Origin of the sequence: Streptomyces sp. NPDC017993 (assembly GCF_044328065.1) — a bacterium.
Taxonomy (GTDB): domain Bacteria; phylum Actinomycetota; class Actinomycetes; order Streptomycetales; family Streptomycetaceae; genus Streptomyces.
The window spans coordinates 46,389-61,006 of record NZ_JBIRGO010000008.1; the positions used below are offsets into that span (position 1 = coordinate 46,389).

The following is a 14,618-nucleotide window of genomic DNA, read 5'->3' on the forward strand; positions in this document are numbered from 1 at the left end:
CAGCAGGGCCGCCACCATGGCGTGGCGCCTCGGGCCGGGAGCCGCGGGCCCGGAAGGGAGGCATGCGCGCGGCGATCGCCGCGGCGTTGCTGGACGCCGCCGGGCGGGAGGTGGTAAGCGTCGACGACACCTTCGCGGACGCCGAAGCGGCCGGCCCGACCGTCGTCACGCACGCAATGCTGCGGTCACAACCCCCGGGTATTTTGATCTGGCCGGGTCACCCCGGCAAAGGAAAGGAACCACCACCCATGACGACGCCCACCGCCTTGCATCCCGACCAGGCGGCCACCCGCCTCGACGAGTACACCGTCATCGACGTACGGACTCCCGGCGAATACGCCGCCGGCCACCTCCCGGGCTCCCACAACATCCCCCTGGACCACTTCGGCACCGCGCTGGCCGCCCTCAAGGCCGCGGCTGCCCGCAGCGAGCTGCTGCTGGTGTGCGCCTCGGGCAGCCGCTCGGTCTCGGCCTGCGAGAAGCTGGCCGCCGCCGACGTCCCGGCAGCCACCCTCACCGGCGGCACCAGCGCCTGGGCCGACCAGGGGCACGGGCTGGAGCGGGCCGAGGGCGCCACCACGGTGTGGCCCATGGAACGCCAGGTCCGGCTCGCCGCCGGCTCGCTGGTCCTCCTCGGCCTCGCGGTCGGCACCCGCTACCGCGCCGCCCGCTGGCTGTCCGCCGCCATCGGGAGCGGACTGGTCTTCTCCGCGGCTACCGACACCTGCGGTATGGCCGCCGCCCTGTCCAAGCTCCCCCACAACCGCCCCCGCACCACCGACCTCGATGCCACCCTGTCGGCCCTCCAGCAGTAGGGCAGGACGGGCCCCGGCGCCACTGGTGCGTTTCACGTCTCCCGGTTGTCGCCTTGTGGCAGCAGGTCAAGGGAGCCGGCCCGGCCTCCCGAGGACCTCGCCGAGCGACGCCCGGTCGATCTTGCCGTTGCGATTGAGGGGCAAGGCGTCCATCCCCGTCAGGGTGGCAGGCACCATATAGGCAGGGAGTCGGCGGCGCAGGGCCGTGCGGAGAGCGTCCTCCTGGGGCGCGGAGCCGGTGTAGGCGGCGGCGAGTTCGATGCCGGCGGGGGTGGAAAGCGGGAGGACGGCCGCGTCGATGACACCTGGCACCTCCCGCAGGGCCGCCTCGACCTCACCGAGTTCGACGCGGTAGCCATGGACCTGGACCTGCTGGTCGCCCCGCCCGAGGTGTACCAGGGGACCACCGGTCGGGGCGTCCCGTCCGCCGGGGTCACCAGGAGCCTTGGGCAGGGGTCCGACGCGGTCGCCGGTGCGGTACCAGTGGGCGTCGGTCAGCGCGGTGGCGGGATCGTACGGGGATCCGTCGGGCGCGAGAAAGCGGTCGGCGTTGTTCGCCGGGTCGAGATAGCCGGGGAAGCGCTGGAGGCCTCTTACGCACAACTCCCCTTCCTGAAGGCGTAGTTGGAGACCTGGGTGCAGGGCTCCGATCGGCACCGTGCCGTTGGCGGGCTCCGGCCAGCTCGCGCGGTCTTCGGGAAGCCGGTAGGTGCTACAGGTGACGGTCAGTTCGGTCGGGCCGTAGGCGTTCTCCACCGCGCTGTGCGGAGCTGCCTCCTGCCACGCCGCCGCCTGCTGGAGCGTCAAAGGCTCCCCGCAGAACATGCTGCTGCGCAGCGTCGGCATGCTGCCTGGGGCAAGGGCCCGCAGCCGCTGGGCAATCGAGATGACCGAGGGCACGGAGTTCCAGTGCGTGAGCGCGCGCCGGTTGACGAAACGGACCGGTGACAGCAGCTCGCCCCGGGTCGGTACGACCAGGGTGGCGCCGCTCCCCCAGGCGGTGAACATGTCGTGGACCGAGGGGTCGAAGGTCAGGTCGAAGGTCTGCGAGAAGCGGGCGCCGGGGGCGGCACCGCTCCGGGGGACGACATGGTCGAGGTATGCGCAGACGTTGCGCTGCTGGATGGGTACGCCCTTGGGGACGCCCGTCGAGCCCGAGGTGAACAGGATGTAGGCGAGGTCGTCCGGTCGTGCGGGAGGACTGGGAAGCGAGGTCGGGAGCGAGGCCAGGAGAGACTGGAGTTGGGGGTCGGTCAACGTCAGTGTGGGAGCGGCGAGTTGGCCTGAGTGGTCGGCGGTCGCGTCGGCCAGTACGGCGTCCAGTCGCGCGGCCCGTGCCACCGCGGCGTTGCGCTCGGCCGGAAAGGAGGGGCCGAGGGGGACGACGGCGGCGCCGAGGCGCTGGACGGCGAGGTAGCCGGCGTACGCGACGACGCTGCGCCCGGCCAGCAGCCCCACCCGGCGGGGCGGCGCGTCGTGCAGGTGGCTCAGCAGCCGGGCGGCCAGGCCGTCGGCGAGGGCCGAGAGTTCGGCGTACGTCAGCGTGACGTCGCCGACCTCCAGGGCCGAGCGGTCCTTGTGCAGGGCGGCCGAGGCCGCGAACCAGTCGTAGAGGGTGTGCCGTTCGGCGGGCATGCTCACCGTTCGCCTTTCTCGTGTGCGGGGTCTTGTCGTCCGTGGGAGGCCCGCGCGGTGTTCGGGTCGCCGCGGCTCGTGGTGCCCTCGGCGAGGGACTGTGCGGGATGCGCGACGGGTCAGCTCGTCGTCACGTGCTTGGCGGAGAACGCGCAGCTCAGCGGGAGGGGCGAGTGGTCGCGCAGGCTGAGCCAGCGGTAGTCGCCCCAGCTGCCGGCCCGCGCTCCCGGCGGCACGTCGATGGTCCAGGGGCGACCGGAGATGCCTTCCCCACCGGCCTTCACGCACGCCTCCTGGGCGGTCCACACCCACGCCACCTCCTCGGCGGCCCGCGCCGGGGGAAGTGCGGTGATCCGGTGGGCGTGCCCGTGCAGGAGTCGGCGGGCGAACGACGGAGTGACGGCGGAGTCGGGCCGCTGCACATCCACGCCGAGGTCGCGCCCGATCGCGACCCCGGCGGCGACCGCGCCCCCGCTGTGCGAAACGCTGATGCCGACCGTGGGGTGGCCGTGCAGCCGGGGCTTTCCTCTCGGGTCGGTCGTGATGCCCGCGGCGGCCAGGGCCGGGCGCACCTCGGTGATCAGCTCTCGCAGCAGTGCGCGGCCGGCGAGGAATTCGCGGGCACGCCACTCGGGCAGGGCGTCCGCGCGGCGCAGGTCGTCGCGGTGGGCGCTGGGCGCCACCCGGCCGACGGCCGAGGTGCTGACCCAGACGTGGTCCTCGACCATGAGAGCTGCCGTCACGATCGCGCCGTCCATGCCATGTCGGCCAGTACGGTATCGGCGACGTCCGCCACGGCGCCGAGGACCACTTCGTTCGCCCCGCCGCCGATGCCGAACAGCGCTGCCTGCGCCCGGAGTTCCTGGATGCCGCCGGTGGCGAAGCCGGCCGCTCCCCACAGCTGGCCGCATTCCGTGAGGACGTGGTTGACGGTGGCGCCCGCGGCGGCCTTGAGGGTGGCGGCGGCCGTCGTGTCGTGGCGGACCGCCACCTGATCCGCGTGGTACACCACCAGTGCCTGGAGTTCCCGCACCCGTACGAGACAGGCGGCAAAGCTCTGGCGCACGCCGTCCAGGTCCCACAGTGTTCCCTCGCCGTGCGGGCGCCCTGAGAGGTGGCGGAGGGTGTCGTCGAGGACCCGGCGGCACAGGGCGACGGCCCATTGCGCTCCGGCGAGCCGTTCGGTGGCGATGTGGCGGGCGAAGAGCGGGAGCCCGAAGCCGACCCGGCCCAGGAGGTGGTCGCGGTCGAGCCGCACTCCGTCGAGGACGACATGGCCCGCGCCCGAGTCGGCGAACAGGACGGAATCCGCGGGGCCCGCGGTGACGCCCGGGGCGTCGGCGGGCACCAGTACCCAGGTGAAGTGGGTGAAGTGTCGGCCGGGGCGGTGCCGGGCCAGGACGAGGAAGAAGGCCGCCGTGGTGGTGTTGGCGATCCAGTTCTTCTCGCCGGTCACCTCCAGGGCGTCATCGTCGATCCGTACCCGGGTGCGCAGGGCGGTGAGGTCCGTGCCCGCGGTGACGTCGGTGGCTGCCAGGGCGACGGTCGCCCGGCCGGTGAGGGCGCTCGCGAGCGCGTCCTGCGCCACCTGCGAACGGCCCGTGGCGAGGATGGGCAGCGCGGTGGCCAACTGGACGCTCACCGACAGGGTGGCGGCGAGGGAGAAGCGGGTGTCGACGGCGGCGAGCAGCTGCGCGAGCCCGTCGGGATCGGCTCCCGTCCGGACGTCGCCGTCCCGGTAGGCCGGGGTGATCAGGCCGGCGCGGCCGAGCGCGGCCCAGACCTGCGCGCCGCTCGCGGTACGCGGCAGCGCGTCGAGCGCGGCGTGGCCGGTGGCGCCGGGCAGGGCCGTGACGGTCGACGGCGCGGACACTTCCCGCGCGGGCGGTTCCTGCGGCGTGTCAGGCAAAGCTGACTCCTTGGTCGCGCAGTGCCAGCCTGCCGTCGGCGAGGAGCAGGCGGTCGTTGCTGTAGTTCAGCGCCGCGGAGCGCAGGTCCCGCAGGGCTCGTTCGAGTCGGGTCGGCGAGTCCTTGAGGTAGCCGTGCCGCAGGCCGAGCGCGGCGATCAGGTCGTCCACCGCGGCGAAGCACTGCTCGGACGCGGTGATCTTCAGGGCGTTGAGCTGGAGTTGACGCGCCGGGGTGGAGAGGTCCTGGCCGGACTCCAGCGTCCGGAGGGTCTGTTGCAGCAGGGCGTGCACGGTGTCCAGGCGCTGGCGCGCGCGGGCGATGCGGGTGAGCAGCAGTTCCGAGGTGAGATCGAAGCGGGCGCGCCCGTCCGGGCTGCGCAGGAGCCGCAGCACGCGCGACAGGGCCCCCGCGGCCGTGCCGAGCCACGCCGCCGACCAGCCCAGGTGTGCCAGCGGGCCGAAGATCTCCGCGGCGATGCGGTGGAACTCGCCGTGTTCGCCGACCACGTGGTGGGCGGGGACGCTGCCGGTCAGCCGGAGCGCGACGCTGTGGCTGGCGCGCATGCCCATCGGCTGCCAGTCCCCCGATCCGCTGATGTCGAGTGCGTCGCGGTGGGCGTAGACCAGGGACACCTCGTTCGTGGCCTCGGCCCGCGGGCTGCGCATCGTGATGAGGAAGCCGTCGGCGTGCAGGCCGCCGGTGACGATGGGAGCGAAGCGGTCGAGCACCAAGTCGGCGCCCACGTCCGCCAGTTGTGCCTGCGCACTGAGCAGATGGCCGCCCTTGCCGGCTTCCGTGGTGACGGAGGCGAGATAGATCTCCCCCGCCGCGATCCCCGGCAGGAGTTCCTTGCGCAGCCGCTCGTGCCCGTACCGGATGACCGCCTCGGTCTGCTGGCAGTGCATCGCGAAGATCATCCCGACGGACATATCGCTGCGCCCGAGGGTCTGTGCGGCGGACACCAGATCCCGGACGGTGCCGCCGAGCCCGCCGTGGGCGGTGGGGACGAGGAGGCCGAGCAGGCCGGTGCGGCGCAGGGCGGCCAGCGCCTCCACGGGGAACTGCGCGGACTCGTCGGTGCGCGCGGCATGCCGCTCGGTGACCTCGGCGACCTCGGCCAGAGCGTCCGTCATATCAAGGGGTGCGGAGCCCGACGGTGCCGTGGGCGGGGTACTCATGCGGTCACCTGGCCTGTCGGCGCGTCGGGGAGCTGGGCGCGGATGACGCCCCAAAGGCTGCCGGCGGTGGCGAAGGTGGCGTCGTTCAGCTCCTCGTCCGGCAGGGATATCCCGAACGTGTCCTCGACGGCGAACAGCAGCTCGATGGCCTGCATGGAGTCGACGCCCAGCTTGCGCAGGTCGGTCTCGGGGGCGATGACGGTCTCGTCGGCGCCCGCGTGCTTGAGGAAGGGGCGCAGCAGCTCGGTGAAACGGGAGTCCATGGCGGAGTCCTCTCGTGGGTGGCGGGGTGGGTTCAACTGGCGAGGCGGCACAGGTCGTCGACCCGGCGGAGGTTTTCCGGGATGAGGAGGTCGGCGTCGAACTCCCGCTCCAGCTCGTTCTCCAGCCGCTCGATGATCTCGATCAGCCGGAAGGAGCTGAAGGAGGCGAAGGAGTCGAGTGGTGCGCCGGTCAGCAGGTCGCCGGCGGGCACGCCGAGCACCGCACCGGCGACGGCGGCGACGCGGTCGCGCAGCGCGTCGTCCGGCGCCGAGGGGGCGGCGGGCTCGGCGCGGAAGATGGTGCGGTCGGCGGCGAGGGCCTCGCGCAGCCGGTCCACCAGGCCCGGTGGCTCGGCGCGGCCCCGGGCAACGCGGCGGTGGGCGAGGTAGGTCTGCTCGACGACCTTGTCCCAGGCGTGCAGGTGCGCGCGCTCGGCATCGGTTTCCTCGCTCCGGCCGGCGCACCGCGCACGGTACTTCGCATGGAGTTTGCGAGCGCGGGCCAACAGCCAGGTCTCGACGGTGAGTTGCTCGACGGCGCGGCCGCGGTCGGGGCAGGCGTCGTACGCGTCGAGATACTTCTGCACCGCGGCCTCGTCCGCGGAGAGCGCGGGCGGCGCGGCGGAGAGCGGTTGGCCCGTCCGCTCCAGCGTGAGGACGTCGGCCGACTCGATGTCCGCCAGGTCCTTGGCCGACAGCAGCCAGTGGCCGGGCTCCGCCGGGCCCCACTGGGTCTCGCTGCGGTAGGCGTCGGTGATGTGCCAGCCGCCCGCTCCGGCGGCGATCAGGAAGCTGTGCTCCATGTGCGTCTGCCGGTAGTAGGGCAGCCAGGGAAGGTGGAAGGAGTCCGCGACGGCGTAGTGCGTTCCGCCCCGTTCGGTGAGCGCGGCCAGCATGCCGGCGCGGGGCAGGCGCTCGCGGGTGACCACCCGCAGCCCGAGGAGGCGGGGCGCCGCGCCCAGGTGCTCGGCCAGCGGCGGGTCGACGGTCGGTAGCCCGCCCGTCCCTTCCCAGGAGCGGAAGTGCAGGGCCGCACCGAGGCGCAGATGCGTCCCGGCCCCGTGGTGGTGGTCGGCGAGCACCGCCAGATTGACCTGGACGCAGTCGAGCAGGCCGGTGTGGACCGAGCCGAGCGCGAACTGTTCCCGTTCCGCTGTGTCTGCCATTTCCGTTCACGTTCCTTGGTCGTCGATGCTCGGAGGGGGTGGTGCGAAGTGCGGTTCTCTGCCGGGCCGTTCAGAGCCACTTGGGCAGTACGGGCAGCTCCCCCGTCGAGACGAGACCCGACCCGGCGGTGCGGCCGGAGAGCCAGCCGAGCGCGGCCGCGCGGCTGCCGGAGACGACCGGGCCGCCGGTGCCGAAGCGCGCGAGCACCGCCCCCTGACCGTCGCGCAGGGTGAAGTCCGGTACGTCCGCGGCCTCGGCGTAGTAGCCGAGCACATCGGCCAGAATGATCTCCAGCGCCGGTGCGGGGATGTCGTCGACGCGGTAGCCGATGGCCAGGTCCACGTGGTGGAGTTCGAGTTCCCGCAGGCGGATCACCAAGATCCGCCGGGGCGTGCACAGTTCACCGGTGAACGGGCGGATGGTGGCCTGCCAGGCCGGCGCGGGCAGCCGCGCGACGGTGCGCCGGAAGTGCGCCGCGGTCTCCCGGACGTCCGCCACCAGCGCCGCGGCCGTCCGGTGGGCGCCCGCCTCGATCTCGGTGTCCCGGGCCTCGCGGGACGCGTACTGCGGGGTCTCCACCCCCGTACGGGCCCATTCCAGCAGCCGTTCCAGGGCCGGGGCCTGGCGTGCCAGGTGGCTGAGGACGTGGCCGCGGGTCCAGCCAGGAAGCGTGGAGGGCTGCCCGATGCCGTGGTCGTCGAGGCCCACCAGGCCGGCCAGCAGCCGCTCCGCCGCGGCGTCGAGTGCCGCGAACGATTCCCGGGTGGGAGGGATTTCCTTCAACATGTCTCCTCAGGACGACGGTAGGACGGCGGTTGTGGTCGGTGGCTCACCCGGCGGCTGCGAGCCGGTCGAACGCCTCGGCGATCCTGGCCAGTTCACCGGCGATGTGCGGCAGACGCGTCGGGTCGTCCGCGTGCAGTGCCTCCTCCTGTTGCCGCGGGTCTCCGTACAGCAGGCTGGTGGCGGCCTTGAAGCGCAGCGCCCGCGGGTCGTCGCCGAGCAGGTGACCGGCCAGCACGACGATTCCCGAGTCGTCCAGGAGGCGGCCCGCGAGGGAGGCCGAGTCCGTGACTCCCCGCCCGGCCAACCGCTCGCGCAGCGGCTCGAAGTCCGGGTAGACGTAGAAGCCGCCGGTGGGCGGGCGGCAGCTGGCGCCCGCGTCGACCGCGACGCGGTGCACGGCCCGTGCCACCGCGCCGTGCAGCCGCGCACTCGCCCGCATCCGCTCGACGATCTCCGGCGGCTCCCCGAAGGCGTACTGCGCGACCTGCTGCATCGGCCCGGCGAGCGTCGACCACAATTCGCTGCCCGCCGCGACCACCGCGTCCCGCAGCAGTGCCCCGGTACCGCCCGCCGGGAACCGTGCCGCACCGATCCGCCAGCCGCCGAGGCCGAGCGTCTTGGACAGTCCGGTGGTGACGACGGTGCGGTGCGGGGCCACTTCGGCCGGGCTGAGGAAGGGCGTGGCAGCCGGGTCGTGGACGATGTCCCGGTAGATCTCGTCCGAGACGATCAGCAGGTCCTCGGCCTCGGCGAGCGCGCACAGTTCGCGGACGACCCGGGGCGGGGCGAGGGTGCCGGTGGGGTTGTCGGGCAGGGTGAGAACCAGCAGCCGGGGGTCGCCGCCCCCGGCCCGCGCGCGGTGGATCGTCTCGCGCAGTACACCCGGGTCGGGAACACCGCCGCACTCCGGCGGGATCGGCACGCCGAAGACCCGCTTGCCCGCGTACGCCGCCTGGGGTGCGTAGGTGTTCCAGGCGGGCCGCGGGAGCAGCACATCGCCGGGGATGACGAGTTGCAGCGCCATCAGCAGGGGCTTGCTGCCCGGCGCCACGACGATCCGGTCGGCATCCGTGGGCAGCCGGCGGCGGGTGAAGTAGCCGGCCACCGCCTCGCGCACGTCCTGCGCGCCCGCCACCGGACCGTAGGCCGAGCGCGCCGCACCGGCGGCCAGCTGTGCGGTCAGCTGCGGCAGCACCGGCAGCCTGGCCTCACCGAACGCGAGATGGACCAGTCGCTCCCCGTCGGCGCGGCGCTGGTCCACCAGCTGGTTGAGCGCCAGGTTCGGGGAGGGCGGGGCCACCCTGACGGCCGTCATGTCGCGTTCCTTTCGGTGCGGGCTCCGGAGCGGGCCGGTCCGGTCGCGGACGGCGCGGCTCCGCTCACGGCTGCCGCGATGTCGGCGGGAGTGGCGGGGTCCAGCTCCAGGTCGTCGAGCCAGGCGGCATCGGCCGCGTACCGGGCCCGGAACGGCCTGCCCACCAGGGCGGGCGTGCGCGCCTGGAGCATCCGCAGCTGGAAGTACGATCCCTCGGGCGTCTCCTCGACCCCGTCGACCACGACCTTGCCGGGCGTCGCCGACATGACCGGGCCGCGCACCGTACGGGCGAGTCCGGGCAGCGTGCGGTACGCCTCGGTGAAGATCTCCACCGCTCGGGCCAGCGGCACCTTGAAGTAGTCGTACGGTCCGGTGTCCCGCTCGACGAACAGGTAGTACGGCACCGCGCCGGCCGCCAGCTCGGCCCGCCACAGCTCGCTCCACACCCGGGCGTCGTCGTTGACGTGCGCGATCAGGGGCGCCTGGCAGTAGACCACGGCGCCGGTGGCCCGGATCCGGGCCACCGCCCGTTGCGCGAGGTCGGTCTCCAGCTCGCGCGGATGGCTGAAGTGGGCCATCACCGCGAGCTGCCGCCCGGAGGCCACGACCTGCTCGAACAGCCGCAGGACGTCGTCGGCGTCCGGGTCGGTGACGTAGCGCTGCGGCCAGTAGGCCACCGACTTGGTGCCGATCCGGATCGTCCGCACCGAGTCGACGCCCAGCAGTGGCTCCAGATGGCTGCGCAGGCGCTCGGTGGACATCACCATCGGGTCCCCGCCGGTGACCAGGACGTCGTGCACCTCGGGGTGCGCGCCCAGGTAGTCGATGAGGCCGCGGGGGTCGGGGGCGGCGAAACGCAGATCCGCGTCCCCGATGAACTGCGCCCAGCGGAAGCAGTAGGTGCAGTAGGCGTGGCAGGTCTGGCCCTGGCCGGGGAAGTAGAGCACCGTCTCGCGGTATTTGTGCTGGAGGCCCGGCAGTTGCACGCCGTCGCGGCTCGGCACGTTGAGCTGCTGCCCGGAGGGGTGTGGGTTGAGGCGGCCGCGTATCTCCTGGACCGCCTCCCTCAGCAGCAGCTTGTCGGCGGGGTCCGCGGACAGCTTCGCCAGCTGGTCCTCGTCGGACCCCGCCAGCATGCCGCGCTGGGGGAAGGTCAGTTGGAACATCGGGTCGTCGGGCACCCGGTCCCAGTCGATGAGGTGGGACAGCACATAGCTGTTGACGCGGAAGGGCAGCACCAGCGAGATCCGGCGCACCGTCTCCCGGATGTCGTCCGGCAGCCCGTGGCGAGCGGCGATCTCGTCGATGTGGCGCGGGCCGAAGGCACGGAACCTGGCCGGTTCCGCCGGAGCGGCCGGCATCAGCGCACCCCTCCCGTCCGGTCGCGCTTGCGGTACAGCTCTTCGCCGAGCACCAGGAAGTCCAGGTCCATGGCCTGGAAGGCGCTCAGTGCGTCGGCCGCGGTGTTGACGATCGGCTCGCCCTTGTCGTTGAAGGAGGTGTTGAGCAGGACCGGGGGCACGCCCTGCCGCTCCAACGCGTCCAGAGCCGCACCCACCGCCGGCGCCTCGTCGGAGTGCAGCACCTGCGGCCGGGTGGTGCCGTCGATGTGGACGACACCGGGGGCGACGCTGCGGCCGAGTGCGGTGGCCCTGGCCGCACCGAGCATGTAGCGGCTGAGGTGTTCCTGCTGCTCCCAGAGCCGTGCGCCGTATCCGGGCCGGGTGACGCCGGCGAAGGGGCGCCACTGCTCCCGGTTCTTGATGACGTTCACGCGGGTGTTGACGTCCGCGGTGTTCGGCACGGCGATGATCGACCGGCGGCACAGGGCGCGCGGGCCGACCTCGGCGCGGCCTTGGGCGACCGCGCCGACCCGGCCGTCCAGCAACAACGAGGCCAGCTCGTCGATGTCCAGGTCGCTGCGGACGAGATCCGAGGTGTCGAGCCCGGCCCGGACCGGGGTGCCGCCGGGGCCGTCGATGTCCGTTCCCAGGTAGGGGCTCAGTGCTCCGGTGCGCCGCTTCGGCGGGCGGACGGTCCACGCGGCGCCCAGCGCGACCCCCGCGTCGTGCGGCACCGGCGGGACGTACAGCGGGCCGGGCAGGGTGCCGTTGGTGCTGCAGTTGAGCGCGACGCCGCCGCTGAGGCACAGCTGCTCGACGCCCGACGCCTTGCGGGTCAGCGAGGCGAGATGGGTGACGGTCTCCTCGATGAGGCGCTGCGCGGTGTAGGCGACGAGGATCGCGTTCGGGTCCTCGGTGAGCCGCTCCTCGGGGGCGCTCGGGCCGTCCGCGCCGGCGATCTTCGTGTAGCGCTCCCGCCACCGGCCGACGACGGTGTCGTACTGCTCCTTGATCTCGTCGGCGGTGGCACTCCCCCGGCTCTCGGCCAGCGGTTCGACGGCGAGGCGGAAGTCCTCCGCCTCGATGTCCACCAGGGATTCCACGTCGAGTTGCCCGGCACGCCCGTAGGCGGCCAGGCCCATCGTCTTGCCGGCGTTGAGGAAGGAGAAGCCGAGCCAGGTGGAGGCGGCGTCGTAGGCGTAGCCGAGCGAGGCGGTGCGCTGCCAGGTGCGCTCCTGGCGGGGTTCCGCGCCGTCCTCGTAGGTCCAGATGGTGGAGGACTCGTTCTCGCCGTGTCCGTCGATGACCAGCACGCCGGCCTTGGAGAACGGGGAGGCGTAGAAGGAGGAGGCGGCGTGCGCCTGGTGGTGGGGGACGCGTACGACCTCCGGAAGCCGGTCGCCGAAGTCCAGTCCGACGGCGTAGGCGAGGAAGGCGGCGTCGTCGGCGAAGCGGCGCGGGTAGAGCTGCTCGCTGTCCCAGCCCAGGGCGACCACGTCGATGTCGGCCGCGCGGATGCCGGCCTGCTCCAGGCAGAATCGGGCGGCGCTCAGCGGCTTGCGGTAGAGGGAGTGCCGGTGCCGGTTGCACCGCTCCTCCTCGGAGAAGGCGATGATCTCGCCGTCGCCGTCGAGGAGGCAGGCGGCGCTGTCGTGCCAGCCGGTGGGCGGCGCGTTGACTCCCAGAATCCAGGTCATGGGTTTCTCTCTTCGTTGGCCGGTGGTGGGGTCACGGAAGCGGGATGAGGGTGTGCCGTACGCCGTGCCGGGCGCGGTCGAGGGCGGCGGCGCACTCCTCGGGGGTCTCGCCGACGGCGAGCAGGGCGGCGAGCCGCGGCACGATCCCGCGGGGCGGCAGCAGCAGCCGGCTGCCGGGAGCGGCGAGCGCGACGGCTTCGACGATGCCGGGCTCGGCCGCGGCGGCGGACAGGTCGAGGCTGTCCACGACGCCGTCGCACTCGGGGTAGACGAAGCGGACCTCGGCGCATCGGTCGCGGGTGGGACGGAGTTCGGGCGTACGGCCGAGGGCGATGTCGGCGGCCGCCGCGACCGGGTCGACGCCGGTGGCGAGGGTGCCAAGCAGCGGGATGAAGTCGCCGCCGAGCCTGCCGTTGACCTCGACGACGCGTGGCCCGGTGGGGGTCAGACGCAGTTCGGTGTGGGTGAGGCCGGTGCGGATGCCGAGCGCGTTATGCGCGTCGGTGACCACGGCTTGTACCTCGTCGGCCCAGGGCTCGGCGCGCCAGGGGGCGACGAGATGGCCGGTCTCCTCGAAGTACGGCGCGAAGCCCAGGCGCTTGTGCGCGACGTTCACGACCCGTACCGCGCCGTCGAACACCGCGCAGTCCACACTGATTTCCGGCCCGGACAGATACTCCTCCACGAGGGCGCCGTCCCGTGCGCCGATGCCGGGGAAGGTGGCGGTGAGGGCCTGCTCGACGGCGTGCGCGAGCCGGCCTGGGCCGGCTGCGAGGGTGACGCCGATGCTGCCCGCCAGGGCTCGGGGCTTGACCACAACCGGCCAGCCGAGCGACTCCGCCGCCACCAACGCCTCCTGCGCGGTGCGCACATGGCGGAATCCGGCCGAGGGGACTCCGGCGGCTCCGAGCAGCCTGCGGGTGGTGAGCTTGTCGCGGCAGCGCCGCACGGCCTCCGGGCTCATATGCGGCAGGCCCAGCCGTCGGGCGGCCTCGGCGGTGGTCTCCAGGAGCGTTTCGTCCCAGGTCAGTACGGCGCCGGGGCCGGTGTGGGAGGCCAGCAGGGCGGCGACCGCCCCGGTGACGGCGGAGGGGTCGGAGGTGTCCGCGACACGGAACCGGTCCCCCACGTACGCGCGCTGCCAGTCGACGTCGGTGCGCTGGACGAGCCCGGTGCCGACCCGTGCGGCGACAGCGTCCAGCGCGTATCTGCGGTACGGCGGATTGCCGCAGCCCACGATGACGAGCTGTGCGGGTTCCTCGCGGTCGACGGGCACGCACCGCAGAGCCGTGTCCCGGACGGTGCGCTGCACGGCGTCCGCCACTTCGGCGCTGCTGCCCCCGCGGAAGCGGAAGCGCGCCCCGGCGTGCTCGTATCCGCCGCCGCTCAGCAACGCGCCGACCTCCGGGAGGACTTCGGCGTACCGAGTGGGCTCGTGGCGGGTGGTGAGCGAACGAACCCGGCACGGCATCGGCGCGGAGGGCGGTACGAGCAGCCAGCCCGCCACCCGGGTGGGGTCCTCGACACAGCGGGCGGAGGGATCCTCGGCGCCGGTCTGGTGGGCGAAGGCCGCGGCCATCAGGTCGATGCCGTGCACTTCGCGCCAGATGAAGGGGACTTCGGCGCCGCCGGGCCTGGCCCCTATCTCCAGGACCGTCAGTGCGCCGGTGTCGCTCGCGAAGAGTTCCAGATGGAAGACGGAGGGGCCGGTGAACATCGCGGCGACCGTCGCGGTGGTGATCTCCTCGATGCGGCGCAGGAGTTCGGGGTGGTCGATCTCGACGGACCCGAGGGCGGCGCCGGTGGTGAACTCCAGGCAGGTGCTCACATAGCGCGAGGCACGCCACGCGCCGAGCGCCTCGCCGGTGAAGATGCCGTCGACGTGCAGGACCTCGTCCGGCAGCCACGACTGCACGAGCAGATCGCCGTCCCGGGGGAAGCGGTGGTCCCGGAGCGCCGCCGGGGAGTCCAGCCGGGTGATGCCGGCGCTGGCGGTGCCCCGCCGGGGTTTGAGCAGCACCGGCCAGCCGCGCCGGGCGGCGAAGGCGGCCACTGCGTCGTGGTCAGGCGCCCCGGCCGTCGCGGGCACCGCGATGCCCGCTTCGTCTAGACGCTGCGCCATCAGCAGTTTGTCGCGCAGCGGAGCCAGGTCCTCGGCCCGCGGGCCGGGCAGCGCGAACTCGCCCCGCAGGTCGGCCGCGAGGTCGAGGTCCGTCTCCTGGAGGGCGACGATCCGGGTGGGCGGGCCGACGCGTTCGACGAGGGAGGCGATGGCGTCGCGGACCGCTTTGACGTTCTCCGTGCTGTCCACGAGCCGTACACCGGCGGCCAGTTCGGTCGGCAGGTGGTGAGCGGCCCGCTCGGTGGTGAGGTAGCTGACGCGGTGCACACCGTGGTCGATGTACGCGGCGTAGTCGGCGTAGTGGTCGGTCCAGCGATGGATGATCATCACGTGTTCGGGCACGGGGAGGGCTCCTGGGGCAGTACGGGCAGAGGCGAGGCGGAGGG

Annotated in this window: 12 protein-coding genes; 1 reads left to right on the forward strand and 11 read right to left on the reverse strand. The window is 73.1% G+C overall.

The genetic code is table 11. From position 1 onward, the window contains the following. Positions 1–248: 248 nt before the first annotated feature. Entirely contained in the window at positions 249–815 is a 567-nt protein-coding gene (locus ACH4FH_RS16140; protein ID WP_398556773.1) for a rhodanese-like domain-containing protein, read from the forward strand. A gap of 66 nt (positions 816–881) precedes the next feature. On the opposite strand, the gene ACH4FH_RS16145 is transcribed toward ACH4FH_RS16140, so the two are convergent. The 11 genes from ACH4FH_RS16145 to ACH4FH_RS16195 all read right to left on the reverse strand — a co-directional run bounded on the left by ACH4FH_RS16145 (position 882) and on the right by ACH4FH_RS16195 (position 14,574). Continuing rightward, on the reverse strand, positions 882–2,450 hold the full coding sequence (locus ACH4FH_RS16145; protein WP_398556461.1) for an AMP-binding protein: 1,569 nt from the start codon (positions 2,448–2,450) through the stop codon (positions 882–884). A gap of 119 nt (positions 2,451–2,569) precedes the next feature. Next, on the reverse strand, positions 2,570–3,193 hold the full coding sequence (locus ACH4FH_RS16150; protein ID WP_398556462.1) for a 4'-phosphopantetheinyl transferase family protein: 624 nt from the start codon (positions 3,191–3,193) through the stop codon (positions 2,570–2,572). Beyond that, positions 3,190–4,359 carry an acyl-CoA dehydrogenase family protein gene (locus tag ACH4FH_RS16155; RefSeq protein WP_398556463.1) on the reverse strand — a complete coding sequence of 390 codons (1,170 nt, stop codon included), beginning with the start codon at positions 4,357–4,359 and terminating at the stop codon, positions 3,190–3,192. The genes ACH4FH_RS16150 and ACH4FH_RS16155 overlap by 4 nt, the downstream gene beginning before the upstream one ends. Then, positions 4,352–5,539: an acyl-CoA dehydrogenase family protein gene (locus ACH4FH_RS16160; RefSeq protein ID WP_398556464.1), complete on the reverse strand. Its 1,188-nt coding sequence runs from the start codon at positions 5,537–5,539 to the stop codon at positions 4,352–4,354. Before ACH4FH_RS16160 ends, ACH4FH_RS16155 begins: the two co-directional genes overlap by 8 nt. After that, entirely contained in the window at positions 5,536–5,802 is a 267-nt protein-coding gene (locus tag ACH4FH_RS16165; protein WP_398556465.1) for an acyl carrier protein, read from the reverse strand. The genes ACH4FH_RS16160 and ACH4FH_RS16165 overlap by 4 nt, the downstream gene beginning before the upstream one ends. A gap of 32 nt (positions 5,803–5,834) precedes the next feature. Further along, entirely contained in the window at positions 5,835–6,968 is a 1,134-nt protein-coding gene (locus ACH4FH_RS16170) for a hypothetical protein (RefSeq protein ID WP_398556466.1), read from the reverse strand. Between the two features lie 70 nt (positions 6,969–7,038). After that, entirely contained in the window at positions 7,039–7,755 is a 717-nt protein-coding gene (locus tag ACH4FH_RS16175; protein ID WP_398556467.1) for a maleylpyruvate isomerase family mycothiol-dependent enzyme, read from the reverse strand. Between the two features lie 43 nt (positions 7,756–7,798). Then, a complete protein-coding gene (locus ACH4FH_RS16180; RefSeq protein ID WP_398556468.1) occupies positions 7,799–9,070 on the reverse strand; it encodes a pyridoxal phosphate-dependent aminotransferase in 1,272 nt (423 codons plus the stop codon). Then, complete coding sequence (locus ACH4FH_RS16185) at positions 9,067–10,431, reverse strand: KamA family radical SAM protein (protein WP_398556469.1); 1,365 nt, start codon at positions 10,429–10,431, stop codon at positions 9,067–9,069. The genes ACH4FH_RS16180 and ACH4FH_RS16185 overlap by 4 nt, the downstream gene beginning before the upstream one ends. Next, complete coding sequence (locus tag ACH4FH_RS16190; RefSeq protein ID WP_398556470.1) at positions 10,431–12,110, reverse strand: carbamoyltransferase C-terminal domain-containing protein; 1,680 nt, start codon at positions 12,108–12,110, stop codon at positions 10,431–10,433. Before ACH4FH_RS16190 ends, ACH4FH_RS16185 begins: the two co-directional genes overlap by 1 nt. A gap of 31 nt (positions 12,111–12,141) precedes the next feature. Next, on the reverse strand, positions 12,142–14,574 hold the full coding sequence (locus ACH4FH_RS16195) for an ATP-grasp domain-containing protein (RefSeq protein WP_398556471.1): 2,433 nt from the start codon (positions 14,572–14,574) through the stop codon (positions 12,142–12,144). Positions 14,575–14,618 lie beyond the last annotated feature (44 nt).